We start from the raw sequence: 15,367 nt of genomic DNA, 5'->3' as shown, positions 1-15,367 counted from the left end.
TTGTTTTCCAACTTGCTTTTCTACAAAAAGCTCACAGATTCCGAAGACAGCGTCTTTGGGCGCTCGTCGCAACGAGCGAAATATCCCAAAACAACTAAAACATAAAAAGCGATCGGGGCAGTTTGTAGTTTCGGTGCTGTGGTACGTCAGTACCCTGCCTGCGCTGCAGGCAGTCTAATATGACTCTCGTTTGAGAAAAACAGAAGCAGGCTGGGCCTGCAAGGAGGAAGATCAGGATGAAATATGCTTTAATCGGCTGCGGAAGAATCGCAACCAATCATATCAAGGCAGTACTCAACAATCATCTGGAATTTGCAGCAGTCTGCGACGTTGTGCCGCAGCAGATGGAAAATCTGCTTGCAAAGCATGAACTCAATCACGATGCATCCATCCATCGCTATACCGATTATAAAGAGATGATCGAAAAGGAACAGCCAGAACTGGTCGGCATTGCAACTGAAAGCGGTGTTCATGCAGAAATCGCTTTGTACTGCATCGACCATGGTGTCAATGTTATTATTGAAAAACCAATGGCAATGAGTATTGCAGATGCAGAAGAGATCATTCGCCGCAGTGAAGAAAAAGGCGTCAAGGTTTCTGCCTGCCATCAGAACCGTTTTAATGTAGCGGTTCAGCAGATGAGAAAAGCACTGGAAGCAGGACGCTTTGGTAAACTCTCTCATGGTTCCATCCATGTTCGTTGGAACCGCAACCGCGATTACTACGATCAGGCAAAATGGAGAGGAACCTGGGCACAGGATGGCGGCGCTCTGATGAACCAGTGCATCCACGGCATTGATCTGCTGCGTTGGATGATGGGCGGCGAGATTGATGAAGTATACGGTGTTACCAGACAGCAGTTCCATCATTATCTGGAAGCAGAAGATATCGGTATGGCAGTTGTAAAATTCAAAAATGGTGCAGTTGCTACCATCGAAGGTACAACTAACGTTTATCCAAAGAATCTGGAAGAAACCTTATATCTCTTTGGTGAGAACGGTACTGTAAAACTGGGCGGAAAATCCACCAACAACATCGATGTATGGGATTTTGCGGATGAAGGCGAAGAAGATCAGAAGAACAAAGGTCTTCAGGAAGCAACCAGCAACGTATATGGAAACGGTCATACCAGCCTGTATGCAGATGTAATCGATGCAATCGAGCATGACCGCAAACCGTATGTGGATGCATATGCAGGCAGAAATGCTCTGGAACTGGTACTTGCCATCTACAAGAGCCAGAAAGAAGGAAAACCAGTTAAACTGCCGCTGACCGATTTTGCAAGCATCGATATGAAAGGTGAATTCTAGTCCACCTTTTCTTTGCTAAAAAGAAAAGGTGGAGCCAAAAGAAAAGTGTTCAGCTTCGCCGCCAGCTTGAAGCTGGACCCTGTTTCGCGCTTGGGTTTTGTGTAAAATGACAGATACTATCCGCGGCAATCCCTCGTGTTAACACACTCGCTCGGCAAGCTAAGCCTGTACCCTGTTTGCTTATGATGCAAAGACTCCAGTTTAAAGCTGGACACTGTTTGTGCTCTGGTTTCAGCACGTGGTATTTGCTCGTTGGATAGAAAAGGTTGTAGAGCTACGAGGGTAAAACCTCTGTGACACTTAACTGAGCAGAAGAGAAACCAATCAAAAATAAACAATCAACCACAAAATAAAGCAGCCGGATCAACAGGCTGCTTTTGTGGCATACAATCCTAAAAACAGTACGAAAGGACGTTTTAAAATGTCAGACTATTTTGTACATGAGAGCAGCTATGTGGATGATAATGTAACCATCGGAAAAAACACAAAGATCTGGCATTTTTGTCATGTCCAGAGCGGTGCAGTGATCGGTGAAAACTGCTCCTTTGGACAAAACGTCAATATTTCCAGCAATGTAACAATCGGAAATGGCGTCAAGGTCCAGAACAATGTTTCCATCTACGAAGGGGTGGAATTGGAAGACTATGTGTTCTGCGGCCCTTCGATGGTATTCACCAATGACCTGACTCCCAGAGCGAAATACCCCAAAGGTTCTGCCGGATACAAAAAAACTCTGGTAAAACAGGGTGCTACCATCGGTGCAAATGCCACTGTTGTTTGTGGACATACTATCGGCAGCTGGGCACTGATCGGTTCTGGAGCAGTTGTAACCAAGGATGTGCCGTCTCATGCACTGATGGTAGGAGTTCCTGCACGTCAGATTGGATGGGCTTGTGAATGTGGTCAGGTGCTGGATGAACATCTGACCTGCCCGGACTGCGGCAGAAAATACCGTAAGAGTGATGACGGGCTGGTTGAAGAAAAAGAATAACAGATATCGTTAAAGAAGAGAGGGGAAAATCCTCATGGAATTTCGTGATTTAAAAAGACAATATCAGGTTTTGAAGCCACAGATGGATGCAGCAATGCTGGAAGTAGCAGAAAACTGTAACTTTATCAGCGGCAAGCAGGTAACAGAACTGGAACAGCAGCTGGCTGAATATGTTGGTGTAAAACACTGTGTTACCTGCGGTAACGGTACCGATGCACTGACTCTGGTTATGATGGCATGGGATATCAAAGCAGGAGATGCTGTATTTGTACCGACTTTCACCTTCTTTGCAAGTGCAGAGGTAGTTGCATTTGAGGGTGCAACACCAGTATTTGTGGATGTAGATGAAAGAACCTTCAATGTAGACCCTGTTAAGCTGGAAGAAGCAATCGAACAGGTAAAAAAAGAAGGCAAACTCAATCCACGAGCAGTGATTGCAGTTGACCTGTTTGGACAGCCGGCAGATTATACCAAGATTGAAGAAATCTGCAAAAAGCATGGCTTGCTTCTTCTGGAAGACGGTGCACAGGGATTTGGCGGAAAGATCGGTGACCGTACAGCGTGCAGCTTTGGCGATGCAGCAGCAACATCCTTCTTCCCGGCAAAACCTCTGGGATGCTATGGTGACGGCGGTGCAGTATTTACCAATGACGATGAGATGGCAGATTATATGCGCTCAATCCGTGTACATGGAAAGAGTCCTGCGGACAAATATGACAACCTCCGCATTGGTCTGAACTCCCGTCTGGACACCATTCAGGCAGCAGTGCTCAAGGTAAAACTGCAGGCATTTAAAGACCATGAGCTGGAGAGCGTAAACCGTGCAGCAAAACTTTATGACGAGTATTTGGGCAACGTTGTTAAAACACCAGTTGTTCCAGAAGGATTTTATTCCAGTTGGGCACAGTATACTTTGATTCTGGACAGCAAGGAACAGAGAACACATCTGCAGAAAGAGCTGAAGGAACAGGGAATTCCGACCATGGTTTATTATCCAAAACCGATGCATCTTCAGGGAGCATTTGCAGACCTGGGATACAAGAAAGGGGATTTCCCAGTAGCAGAATCTCTGTGCGAGAGAGTTCTTTCTCTTCCGATGCACCCATATTTAAACGAAGAAGATATTCGATTTGTAGCTAATGCAGTCAAAGCAGCACTGAACCTGTAAGAAGGATTCGGTCTGTATGGCTGCAAAAGTACAAAGCAGCGCAAAGCGATGGAGGAATGTATGAAAATTAAAAAAGCGGTAATTCCGGCTGCCGGTCTTGGAACCAGAGTTCTTCCGGCATCCAAGTCCATGCCAAAAGAAATGCTCCCGATTGTTGATAAACCGGCAATCCAGTATATTGTAGAGGAAGCGGTCAAGAGCGGAATTGAGGATATTCTGATTATCACCAGCCGAGGAAAGACGACCGTTGAGGACCATTTTGACCGCAATCCAGAATTGGAAGCAAGACTTCTTGCAAGCAAAAAACAGGAAGTTTATGACCAGATGGTTGCCATTTCCCATATGGCAAATATTCAGTATGTCCGCCAGAAAGAAACCAAAGGCTTGGGACATGCCGTGCTTTGTGCAAAAGCATTTGTAGGCAATGAACCATTTGCTGTTTTGTACGGCGATGATGTTATCCTCAACGGGGAACGTCCAGCCTGCCGTGAACTTTGTGAAGCTTATGAAGAGTTTGGCGTCGGTGTAGCGGGAATAAAACCGGTACCGATGGAAGATATCAGCAAATATTGCTCTCTTGCTATTGAAAAGGTGGAGGGAAAAGACCGCGTCTTTCATCTGACCGATATGATTGAAAAACCATCCCTGACCGAAGTGCTTTCCAATTATTCGATTTTGGGAAGAGTGGTGCTTCCACCGGAAATTTTCCCGATTCTGGAGAAGACCAGACCGGGTGCAGGCGGCGAAATTCAGCTGACCGATGCGATGAAAGTGCTGGCACAGACCAAAGGAATGATGGGTGTGGAATATACCGGAACCCGTTATGATATGGGCAATAAATTCGGTATTTTGCAGGCAATTGTGGAAGTTGCCCTGCAGCACCCACAGGTAAAAGATCAGTTCCGCGATTACCTGAAAGAAGTTGCAGCTAGACTGTAAACGATGATAAACGTAAAAAACTGGCAGAAGTATCTACTTTTGCCAGTTTTTTTTGGTTTAAAGTGACATTGAATCCGATAGAAGAAAGGTATATAATAAAATCAATAAAATTATTGTAATATTTTGAGGTGGTTTTATGAAGCGTGAACAAAAAGCATTTGCAATGTTAATGGCGGCATGTATGGCATTTGCAGGAATTTCCACAATCTCAACAGCATCTGCAGATTCTTTCTATCCAACATCATTTGAGCAGGTCCAGTTGGGTAACTATCTGCCGGATGAGGATGCTGCAAAAGAAGTTCCAAATGAGATTGTTTTGCCTTCTGGTCGCAAAGTGATCAAAAAATCCACCAATACTTCTTCTAAAAAGAAGACTACTGTAAAGGAAAAAGAAGAAGCAGAAAAAACAACAAAGAAAGCAAAAGTAATCAAGGCAAAGAAAAATACTGCTACAACAGAAAAACAGGTAAGAAAGAGCCTTTCTGCAGCAGCCAAAAACTAGAACTTGATGTTGTCGTTTAGTTTAACCCCCTTACAAATACAGATACAAAATAAAAGACGGTTTCGAATGTTCGAAACCGTCTTTTTACTGTCTTTATTTTGAAAAGCCCGCACCAAAATGGTGAGGGCTTTTCTTTTGTATTTCGTTTTTTACGCTTAAACAATTCCTGAAAAAGAATAACTTCCAGTTTTTTTAGAGAAAAAAATGATAGGATAACTTGATGACAGGAGGTTTATGGTATGGATTATCATTTGTTCGAAAATACAAAGCAGATTGCCGCAGATTCACAAGGAGCTATAAAGGATCGTTTGGAGTTGGAGAAGGAACGATTGCTTAGTGGAAAAAGGCCAGAACACCTTTTTCAAAATCCTCAGCAAAATAAAGCTTTAAAATTACTGGCAGCTTTTTTTGCTGTCATGTTAATCCTAACAGTAGTTTCCCGTACAGCAACAGCAATGGCCATTGCAGAAGTATCGGTGGAAACTTCAAAAGCAGGAATCTTAACACAACGATACACATTATCCGGAAGCGTTGCGTCTCAAAATACCGTTGATGTTGAGCTGCCAGATGAGGTTCGTGTAACCAGCATCCTGGTACAGGAAGGGGATCGTGTCAAAGCAAATGATCCTTTATTGGAGATGAATCTGGAAGATGTGCAGGATAAATTGGAGCAGGTTAACTATGAGATTCAGATTCTTGATCAAAAGATTGCAAACTACTCAATTGACATTTCTACTTCACAAGATGAGCAGATAAAGCAGGCAGAAGAAAAGGTAAAGGCAGCCCAACAGGATTATGATTTGTTGTTAAAAAGTTTGGAGTTATCGGAAAATCGCTCCAATGAAGATATGGATCAGGCAGAAGAAGATTACCAAAATGCATTGTCTGATCTTGATAAGGCAGAAAAAGAAGCAAAAGATTCGACCATAGAAAATGCGGAAAATAAATTAAATGATGCCTGGAATGCGCTGGAAGACGCACAATACGGAAGCGATTCTGCGATTGCTTCCGCCCAAAATGCGCTGGAAATAGCACAGGAATCCGCCAGCACAGCAGAAAGAAAATATAACAATGCCCTTACCGTTTATAATCAGTTCATGGATGCTTTAACAAAAGCGCAGGAAAGATTGGAAGAACTTCAGCAGCAGGACCCACCAGCTTCCCCAGAAGAAATAGAGCAGGCTCAAAAAGAAGTTACAGAAGCCAAGTTACAGGCAGACGAATTTAAGCCTACTCTAGAGGATGCTTCAGAGAATTTGGATCATGCTAATTCAGCAGTCAGACGAGCACAGGAAGAAGTGGATCGAGTAAGAGAATATCAATCAGAATTGGTTGATCGTGCAGATGAGTCAGTTGAATCAGCAGAAGATGACTTATTTTCTGCTCAAAATAGAACAGATTTCCGTGATGACGCATCGGTGAGCGGTGCAGAAGGAAAGGTTGATTCAGCAAAGTCTTCGCTGAAGACCGCAAACAGGAATGAAGAAGATCGACAACTTAATCAAGAAAAGGAACTTCTGGCAGCGCAAAGAGCAATTGATTTGGCAAAATCAGAGTTAAAAATGGCACAACAGCAAGCAGTGAAGGCAAAACAGAGCGATGAGTCTGCCAGATTACAGAATGAATCAGAAAAATTAAACTGTATTGCCCAGCGAAAAGAAAAACAGAAATTACAAACATTGCTTCGGGAGATCAGTGAAAATCAGGGTATCATCTTTTCTCCAGTTGATGGAACGATAAAAAAATTGCCGGAACAGACAGGCAATATACAGGACGGCTCCTCAGCAGTGACACTGGCACGTACTGATAAAAATTTTCAGTTTTCTGCAATGGTGGATGAAGAAACGGCAGAGCAGTTGTCGGTGGGTGATGAAGGAAGATTGTCCTATACAACTGGAGGAAAAACAAAAAATGAAACGGTTCAGATTGCTTCTATTGGTACAGTAAATGAAGAGGGAAAAGTTCGTGTTATTGTAAATTTACCAGAAGGCAGTGTATTTAACGAAGTATCGGCAACTTTGGAAATTGAAAAGAACAGTGAGCAGTATCAAAATATCCTTCCACTTTCTTCTCTTCGAAATATCGATGGAGCGGACGTTGTGCTGGTCATAAGGGAATATCAAAGCGTAATGGGTACAGAGCAGCAGGTAGAAGCTATAGAAGTAAATGTCAAAGCACAGGACAGTAAAAATATGGCAGTGGAAGGTCCTCTCATGCCTGATGATCAAGTTGTGGTTTCTGCCTCTAAGCCAATCGAGAAAGGGGACAGGGTGCGTGTCAAAGATTAAAGGAGCAGGAGCTTTTTTTATCTGCCTGTTGTTTGTTCTTGCATGGTATCTGGCTTCTTTCTACAGTGAATGGACATTATGGTATCAAAACGATATTTCTGTTCGGTGGGAAGAAACAAGCGGCGTTTCTCCAGCATATCTTTCCAAGGAACTCAGGTGGCAGCATCAAGATGGAGGATTTGTACCAGAGTTTGTGATGTGGAGGACCGAGCAGTCCCAGCAATTGTTGGGAGACCAAAATGACCGGAGTGTTACAGGAGAGATTTTAGAATACTATGGAGATATATCCCTATTATACCCAGTTAAATTTCTATCAGGATACTGGGCATCAGACGAAAGAGGATGTGTGATTGACAAATCAGTAGCGGACACTTTATGGGGCTCCAGTGAGGTTGTGGGACGATCTATTTTATGGAATGGAAAAACTTGGTATGTACGAGGTGTTATTGATGGAGATGAAAGCACCGCATTTTTTCCAGCCCAGGAAGATAATACAACAGAATTTTCAGGGATTTTGTTTCGTCTGCCAAAATCTCAGACAGGGGTTATGCAGGCAGAACAGATACTGAATCAATGCCATCTTCCAGCAGGCAAGATAACGGATCTGGGATTATTTTCATGGATTACAGAAGCGATGAGTAGTATACCAGTTTTTCTGATGTGGGGAAGTCTTACACTGAAACTGATTTATCAAATCTGGAAAGTGCGGAGTACGCAATTGATTCTATTGGTTACGATTCTGTTTGTTTTAATGCAGTTTCTTTTCATTTGTTGGGCAGCAGGATTTCCATGGACCATCCCAGATCGTTTTTTGCCTACACGATGGTCAGATACCAGTTTTGGGAGCGAATTGGGAAGAAGTGTTATTTATCCCATAAAGGAGATTCTTATCAAGCTTCCTTCTGTCTGGGAACAATGGTTTTGGAAACAATTTTTTTATAGTGGAGTTTTTTCCATCATTGCAGTGGTGTTGCTTTTATTTATTTTTAACTTGCAATATGTTAAGAGAGCAGGATTTGTCTTTTGGAAAAGTATTGTGTATTGGGGAATGGTGCTGATTTTAACCTGGATCTTTGGTGAGCGGATTTTTCAATATCCACCAGCTTCCATCTTAACAATGCCGCCAGTTTGGATGACATCACAGTGGATGATGGACAGATATCATAAGTGGCTTGATTTAATCAAAGAACAGGAAAAAGGAAATGACAAAAATGAAGAAGAGTAAGAGTACAGCACTGAGATTTTCAAAAGAAAAGATGGTTCCGTGGCTTTTTTTGCTGCCCAGCCTTATATTAGTCAGTATTTTTGTACTGATTCCTTTTGTGGATGTTGTGCGGCGTTCCTTTTTTTCATCTATGAGCGGACAATTTGTAGGATTAAAAAACTATGTGGCTGTGCTACAAAATGAAGCTTTTAAGCTTGCTGCTAAAAATACAGTTCGTTTTACCTTGGTGTGTATACCTTTGCTGCTGATTCTTTCGCTGATTTTAGCGTTGTTGATTGATGCAATCAAAGAACAAAAAGGGATTCTCAAAACCTCCTTTTTGATTCCAATGTCCATTCCAGTAGCTTCTGTCGTGTTGCTATGGAAGGTATTCTTTCATGAAAATGGACTGCTCAATCGGATTTTAGCAGGAATTGGAGCAGAAAAAATAGACTGGCTAAACAGTGAATGGGCGTTTGTTGTATTGATTTTTACATATATCTGGAAAAATGTTGGTTATGATATGGTGCTGTGGCTTTCGGGAATTACATCCATATCACCGGTTTTGTATGAGTCTGCTTCTCTGGATGGTGCAAATTCCTGGCAACGATTTTTAAAAATCACACTGCCTAATTTGATTCCTACCCTGTTTACTGTGACAGTACTGTCGCTCTTAAACTCCTTTAAGGTGTTTCGGGAAGCATACCTGATAGCAGGAAGCTACCCACATGAGAGTATTTATCTGCTGCAGCATCTTTTTAACAACTGGTTTACCAAGTTGGATGTTGACAAGATGTGTGCAGGAGCAGTTCTCATGGCAATAACAGTGGTTAGTGTGATTGGAATTTTGCAGTGGATGTGGGGAAGGGGTGAAGAGTCATGAGAAAGTGGCTGATTGCAATACTGCTTTGTGTATTGGCATTGCTTGTGTGGATTCCGTTGTGGATGATAATTTCGGCTTCCTTTATGGGAAGTGAGGAGATGACACAGAATCTGGCTCCGGTTTTATCTGACAAAACCGGTTATGCATTGTGGCCACTTTTGCCGCAGTATCCAACGCTTCATTCTTATGTGGAGCTGCTTTTGGATTCTCCAGAATTTTTCACCATGTTCTGGAATTCCTGTGGTCAGGTATTTCCGGTTGTGATAGGACAGATTTTGGTTGGAGCACCAGCGGCCTGGGCTTTTGCAAGATATGACTTTTGGGGGAAGAAGTTTTTGTATGCTATTTATATTGTGCTAATGCTGCTTCCATTTCAGGTAACGATGGTATCAAGCTATTTTGTTTTGGACCGACTTGGATTGATGAATACTGTCTGGGCAATTATTCTGCCCGGAGCGGTATCGACCTTTCCGGTATTTTTGATGATCCGTTTCTTTGCAGCGATTCCAACAGCGTTAACAGAGGCTGCTGCTTTGGATGGAGCAGGACCATGGCAGATATTCTGGTATATTGGACTTCCGCTCGGAGCTCCCGGAATCTTGTCTGCAGTTGTATTGGGATTTTTGGAATATTGGAACATGCTGGAACAGCCCATGACCTTCTTAAAGGATAAAACCTTGTGGCCGCTTTCGCTCTATCTTCCTGCAGTAACGTCAGAAAATGCAGGAGCATCTCTGGCAGCGTCAGTAATTATGCTTTTGCCAGCGTTGCTGATCTTCCTTTTTGGACAAAGATACTTGGAAGCAGGGATTTCAGCTTCTGGTTTAAAAGATTGAGGAAAATAATCATGAAGGATGTATTTTTAACATTAGAGCAGGTAAACAAATGGTACGATAACAAAGTTCATGCAGTCAAAGATGTGAACTTGGAGGTGAATGAGGGGGAGCTTTTGGTATTTGTCGGGCCATCCGGATGCGGAAAGTCAACGACTTTGCGTATGATTGCCGGACTGGAAGTGCTTGACAGTGGGGTAATTTGTATGGATGGAAAGATAATCAACCATGTTCCTCCGAAAGAACGGGATATTGCCATGGTGTTTCAAAACTATGCATTGTATCCTACCATGAACGTTTTTGATAATATTGCCTTTCCATTAAAAATGCGGCATATGAAAAAAGATGAAATCCGCTATCGTGTCACTGAGCTTGCCAAAACACTGGAGCTGACAGAATATCTTAAGCGAAAACCAGCTGCATTATCGGGTGGTCAAAGACAGCGTGTTGCTTTGGCGAGAGCAATGGTTCGCGAACCGAAATTATTTTTGATGGACGAACCACTGTCCAATTTGGATGCAAAATTGCGGGTTCAGATGCGAAGGGAGATTACTGTCCTCCAAAAAAATCTGGGGACTACAACAATCTATGTAACACACGACCAGACGGAAGCAATGACAATGGGGGATAGAATCGCGATCTTTCGGGAAGGTGTTCTTCAGCAGGTTGATACGCCGCAGAATGTATATCAGAGACCGGAAAACTTGTTTGTAGCACAGTTTATTGGCTCTCCTCCGATGAATATCTGGGAAGAAGAGGGAAAGATATGGGGGATTCGCCCCGAGCATATCTACATTACGTTAAACTCTGATCATATCCAAGCAAAAGTCATGACAGTGGAGCACACAGGAAGAGAGAAGATTCTCTTTGTTTTAACACAGAGGCAGGGCACTTTGGCCGTTTTAGCAGGTGTTGATTGCAGTTTAAAAGAGGGCGACAGATGCTTTTTGCAGATGGATAGAGAACTTTTGCACCAGTTTGATCCAGATAACGGAAGGAGGATTTTATAGATGGAAATAGAACATCTTGTGGAAGAATGCATTGGATCAGCGATGGCTGATACTCTGATGGATTTGGCAAATGATATAGATATTACTGCTGTCAGACATGGAGTGAATAGACTGGAAATTGCCAATGAGCTTTATCATATTGTCTTTGGTTCTGTCAATGAAGAGTTGGTTGCACGAAAAATTGTTTCTGTGCCACAAAATTTGCCGAAAGAAGGAAGATATTTTAAATGTATTGAACTGTATTAAGTATATGGTTATAATGATTTAGAGTATAATAAAAGCCAGCATCATTTGGATGCTGGCTTTTATTGCAGAAAGAAACGTTTTGGAGGGTTATTAGTTTTAAGAAAATGATGTTGTAATAAGTGAGATAATAGCTTTTGCAGCTTGGTTTGGTGTAAGGTTAGAAATATCGAGTTTTTGAGTAGAAAGTTTATCGTATAGGGCAAGGCGTGCCAGACTGCGTTCTATAATATCTTCTTCACGCAGTTGAGCGTCAATATCTTTTTGCAGATGTTCCCGAATAGCTTGGGGAGAAGCTGTGAGTGTAATACAAAAGAGAGAAGTATCTCCCAGTGCAGGTTCAATACGGGAAATGACCTCATCCAAAATACTGGGCTGGTCCATTACCCAGCAAAAGATAACATTTTGATAATCGGGGCATTTCAGAAAATTTTTCAGCGTAAAACCGATATTTTCCATAACAACCTGTTTGGTCTGTTCGGTAACGGTAAAAGGATGGCTGTACCAGCACCAGTCCCCGTCCAGAAATACGCTGGCAGGAAGCAGTTTCATCAGTTCCTTACATACTGTGGTTTTTCCAACGCCCATGGTTCCGTTAATTAAGATACAGTGTTTGGACATGCAGAATCCTCCCGTTAGATTATAGTGTCTTGTCAGGATTGGAATACTTTTTATTGAGTAGAACCGAAGAAACTACGGAAATACCAATTAATACCACGATGGTGACAAGGCTTTTCGGGGTAAGTGCGGACAGGAATCCGCCAGATAGACTTTGTGAGAACAGGTCAGCAAATAAAACATGGAGAATCATTACCGGAGAAAGTCCCAGCAGTGAGCCGATCAGATATCGTTTGTAATCCGTTGAGCAGGCTCCCAGAAAAAGACTGCACAAATCACCGGGAAGAACAGATACAATGCGAAGCAGATAGGAAAGCATGATCTGGTTGGAAATACCAAGTTTTTGAATCTGTTGTAGTTTAGGATATTTCTCAATTAAATGATCGATAAGATCGCTGCCGAAATGGTGACCAATCCAATAAGGGACCGAAACGCAGACGATAAGGCCAATATAATTGATGATAATTCCCCACAAAGTCCCAAACCAAAAGGCAGAGACAATATACAGAGCAGATAGCGGAAAAATTACCGAAAGAGATTTTACCGCAAACAGAACAACAATTCCCACAGCAGCGAGGATGATATTGGATGGTTGATAGGAAATCAGTCCGGAAAGGGACATACGGCTTCCAATTATGATAGAAATGATGACCAGAAGTATGGTAAGAATGGGCGGAAGGATTTTGAGTGTTTTTGTCAATTTGGATGGATGCAAGATGAATACGCTCCTTAATATATAAAATAAAAAAACAACAAACACGGCTGATAATGACTTAATTGTAGTATATAAAAGAGAAAAGTCAAGGAACTTTTTGTTAAATAGATTCAAAAATATCTTTCTATTTGAAAAATTATATGATAAAATGGAAAAAGAAATCGAAGAAAAAAAGATACCAAGTATATTAAAAGAGGTGTTTTTCGATGCAAGCAATCAAGCTGGATGAATTTTTAAACTATCACTTTTTGTCCAATGTAAAGCTCAGCCCAAGTGCAAACAAAGCTGCTTTTGTTGTAAGCAAAAGCAATGAGGAAAAAGATGGATACACATCGGGAATCTGGACTGTAGATTTGAACACCAAAGAGTGCAGAATGTTGACTGCCGGAAAAGATGAATCTTCTTTTTTGTGGTTAAATGATGATACACTGCTCTTTACTTCGCGCAGAGACCGTACAAAACCGGAAGAAGTGGACCAGTACTACACCGACTGTTTTGTAATCTCCCTGCACGGCGGTGAAGCAAGAAAGAGAATGACCATCGATGCTCCTGCAAGAGTTGTTGCATCTATTGATGCAGACACCTATCTGCTGGATGTATCTTATGATAATAACCTGCCGGAAAACTTTTTCACAATGAGCCGGGAAGAACGTCAAAAACTGCTTGCTTCCCGCAAGGAAGAAAAGGATTATGAGGTATTTTCCGAGCTTCCATTCTGGAGAAATGGTGCAGGAATTACCAACCTCCAACGCAGCCGCCTGTACCTGTACCATGCAGTAGAAAAGGTGATGGAGCCACTGACCGAAGCAAAATATCAGCTGGAAGGATATGACCTTTCGCAGGATAAGAAAAAACTGGTTTACTGTGGAAGCGATTTTCAGGGAGTAGAATCCCTGAAACAGGAATTGGTTGAAATCGATCTTGCAACCAAAGAGAAAACCGTACTTGTTCCACTGGCAACCTGGAACATTCACCATGTTGTATATGCTGGGGAAAAGATTGTGGTGACAGCCACCGAAAACAAAAAGTATGGCATCAATGAAAATGCAAATCTGTACTGCTATGACAGAGAAAATAAAAAATTACAGCTGATTTCCCAGCCTGACCGCTCCTATTACAGCAGCGTCGGTTCTGACTGCCGTTATGGCGGAGGAAAGAGCATGGTCGGTGAAGAAGACGGTATAACCTATATCACCACTGAGCGTAACTGGTCTAAAATCAACCACGTTTCTTTTGATGGTATGATTAGTTCTCTGACAGCAGATGAAGGTTCGGTTGACTGCATGGACAAAAAGAATGGTCGACTTGTTTATGTTGCGATGAGAAAAACCGGTCTTCAGGAGCTGTACACAGTAGAGCATGGAGAAGAGGTTTGTCTGACCCAAATCAACGCCATGGCATTGGAAGGCAAATCAGTGGTAACACCAAAGATGATTCGTTTTACCGATACCGATGGAGTGGAGATCGACGGATGGGTGCTCGAGCCGGTTGGATTTGACCCACAAAAGAGCTATCCGGCTATTCTGGATATTCATGGTGGTCCAAAGACCGTTTACGGAGCTGTGTTCTATCACGAAATGCAGTACTGGGCAAACTGCGGTTACTTCGTATTCTTCTGCAATCCACGCGGCGGAGACGGAAGAGGAAACCGCTTTGCAGACATCCGCGGACGTTATGGACAGGAAGATTATGATGACATCATGCAGTTTACCGATCAGGTGCTGTCTGCATATCCACAGATCGATAAAGGTCGTATCGGCGTTACCGGCGGAAGCTACGGCGGTTTTATGACCAACTGGATTATCGGTCATACCCATCGCTTTGCAGCAGCTGCTTCTCAGCGTTCCATTTCCAACTGGATCTCGATGGAGGGAACTTCGGATATCGGTCCTTACTTTGGTATGGATCAGGCAGGAGGAAACGCATGGGAGAACTTTGATCAGGCATGGTGGCATTCTCCGCTCAAATATGCAGATAAATGTACTACACCAACCCTCTTTATCCATTCAGATGAAGACTACCGCTGCTGGATGGTAGAGGCGTACCAGATGTTCTCAGCTCTAAAGGTACATGGAGTGGAATCGAGAATCTGTCTGTTCCACGGAGAAAACCATGAACTTTCCCGTTCAGGTAAACCAAACCATCGTATCCGCAGACTGAAAGAGATCACAGATTGGTTTAATCACTATCTCAAAGAAGAAAAGTAGCGGGAGGAGTCATCATGCTGTCGATTTGCGGCAAGGACTGCTGTGAAAAGTGCAGCCGGAAAGAAAGCTGCGGCGGATGTATCAAGGTAAAGGATCACCCGTTTGGTGGACAGTGCGTTGCGGCAAACTGGGTCCAGAACTTTGGCACAGAAGGTATGGAAGAACGAAAACAGGCTCTCATACAGGAGATTAACGCCCTGTCTATTCCAGATCTTCGCATCACGGACTTAAATCTGCTCAATGGATTCTATGTGAATCTGGAATATCCTTTACCAAACGGACAAACGGCTAAATTTCTTCGCGACGAGAATATTTATTGGGGAAACCAGATTGAGCGTCCAGACAGTGAACGCTGTTATGGACTTGTAGCAGATGACGATTTTGTACTTGTCTGTGAGTATGGCTGCAATGGAACAGATCCTCAGATTGTTCTGTATAAAAAGAGATAATAAAAAA

General features: G+C 42.7%; 15 protein-coding genes. 13 read left to right on the top strand and 2 right to left on the bottom strand.

The annotated features are described in order from the left end of the window. The first annotated feature begins 236 nt into the window (after positions 1-236). The 11 genes from BQ5375_RS13590 (at position 237) to BQ5375_RS13540 (ending at position 11,374) form a co-directional block, all read left to right on the top strand. On the top strand, positions 237-1,310 hold the full coding sequence (locus BQ5375_RS13590) for a Gfo/Idh/MocA family protein (protein WP_022133660.1): 1,074 nt from the start codon (positions 237-239) through the stop codon (positions 1,308-1,310). Between the two features lie 421 nt (positions 1,311-1,731). Continuing rightward, on the top strand, positions 1,732-2,301 hold the full coding sequence (locus BQ5375_RS13585; protein ID WP_022133663.1) for an acyltransferase: 570 nt from the start codon (positions 1,732-1,734) through the stop codon (positions 2,299-2,301). A 34-nt stretch (positions 2,302-2,335) separates the two neighbouring features. Continuing rightward, the gene (locus BQ5375_RS13580; RefSeq protein ID WP_076918073.1) at positions 2,336-3,469 is read left to right on the top strand and encodes a DegT/DnrJ/EryC1/StrS family aminotransferase; all 1,134 of its coding nucleotides are present in this window, start codon (positions 2,336-2,338) and stop codon (positions 3,467-3,469) included. A gap of 60 nt (positions 3,470-3,529) precedes the next feature. Next, positions 3,530-4,408, top strand: a complete 879-nt coding sequence (gene galU / locus BQ5375_RS13575; RefSeq protein ID WP_022133665.1) for a UTP--glucose-1-phosphate uridylyltransferase GalU — start codon at positions 3,530-3,532, stop codon at positions 4,406-4,408. Between the two features lie 136 nt (positions 4,409-4,544). Beyond that, positions 4,545-4,910, top strand: a complete 366-nt coding sequence (locus BQ5375_RS13570) for a hypothetical protein (RefSeq protein ID WP_022133666.1) — start codon at positions 4,545-4,547, stop codon at positions 4,908-4,910. A gap of 239 nt (positions 4,911-5,149) precedes the next feature. Continuing rightward, positions 5,150-7,198: an HlyD family efflux transporter periplasmic adaptor subunit gene (locus BQ5375_RS13565; RefSeq protein WP_022133667.1), complete on the top strand. Its 2,049-nt coding sequence runs from the start codon at positions 5,150-5,152 to the stop codon at positions 7,196-7,198. After that, the gene (locus BQ5375_RS13560) at positions 7,185-8,423 is read left to right on the top strand and encodes an ABC transporter permease (RefSeq protein ID WP_022133668.1); all 1,239 of its coding nucleotides are present in this window, start codon (positions 7,185-7,187) and stop codon (positions 8,421-8,423) included. The genes BQ5375_RS13565 and BQ5375_RS13560 overlap by 14 nt, the downstream gene beginning before the upstream one ends. Next, complete coding sequence (locus BQ5375_RS13555) at positions 8,401-9,285, top strand: carbohydrate ABC transporter permease (protein ID WP_205409038.1); 885 nt, start codon at positions 8,401-8,403, stop codon at positions 9,283-9,285. The genes BQ5375_RS13560 and BQ5375_RS13555 overlap by 23 nt, the downstream gene beginning before the upstream one ends. Then, entirely contained in the window at positions 9,282-10,121 is an 840-nt protein-coding gene (locus BQ5375_RS13550) for a carbohydrate ABC transporter permease (protein ID WP_022133670.1), read from the top strand. The genes BQ5375_RS13555 and BQ5375_RS13550 overlap by 4 nt, the downstream gene beginning before the upstream one ends. Before the next feature lie 11 nt (positions 10,122-10,132). After that, positions 10,133-11,128 carry an ABC transporter ATP-binding protein gene (locus BQ5375_RS13545; RefSeq protein WP_022133671.1) on the top strand — a complete coding sequence of 332 codons (996 nt, stop codon included), beginning with the start codon at positions 10,133-10,135 and terminating at the stop codon, positions 11,126-11,128. Next, positions 11,129-11,374: a hypothetical protein gene (locus BQ5375_RS13540; protein WP_022133672.1), complete on the top strand. Its 246-nt coding sequence runs from the start codon at positions 11,129-11,131 to the stop codon at positions 11,372-11,374. It begins immediately after the preceding gene. A 96-nt stretch (positions 11,375-11,470) separates the two neighbouring features. Here the strand turns inward: BQ5375_RS13540 and BQ5375_RS13535 are convergent, their stop codons facing one another. Together BQ5375_RS13535 and BQ5375_RS13530 are read right to left on the bottom strand one after the other, a co-directional pair. Beyond that, positions 11,471-11,992 carry an ATP-binding protein gene (locus BQ5375_RS13535; protein ID WP_022133673.1) on the bottom strand — a complete coding sequence of 174 codons (522 nt, stop codon included), beginning with the start codon at positions 11,990-11,992 and terminating at the stop codon, positions 11,471-11,473. 19 nt (positions 11,993-12,011) lie between these two features. Next, positions 12,012-12,704, bottom strand: a complete 693-nt coding sequence (locus BQ5375_RS13530) for a TVP38/TMEM64 family protein (RefSeq protein WP_022133674.1) — start codon at positions 12,702-12,704, stop codon at positions 12,012-12,014. A gap of 206 nt (positions 12,705-12,910) precedes the next feature. On the opposite strand from BQ5375_RS13530, the gene BQ5375_RS14435 reads away from it, so the two are divergent. After that, positions 12,911-14,911, top strand: a complete 2,001-nt coding sequence (locus BQ5375_RS14435) for an alpha/beta hydrolase family protein (protein WP_022133675.1) — start codon at positions 12,911-12,913, stop codon at positions 14,909-14,911. A gap of 14 nt (positions 14,912-14,925) precedes the next feature. After that, a complete protein-coding gene (locus BQ5375_RS13520) occupies positions 14,926-15,360 on the top strand; it encodes a hypothetical protein (RefSeq protein ID WP_022133676.1) in 435 nt (144 codons plus the stop codon). The last annotated feature ends 7 nt before the right edge of the window (positions 15,361-15,367 follow it).

The organism is Negativibacillus massiliensis (assembly GCF_900148495.1).
Lineage (GTDB): Bacteria > Bacillota > Clostridia > Oscillospirales > Ruminococcaceae > Negativibacillus > Negativibacillus massiliensis.
The sequence above is the reverse complement of the archived record's forward strand: the minus strand, read 5'-3'. Positions and strand labels throughout refer to the sequence as shown.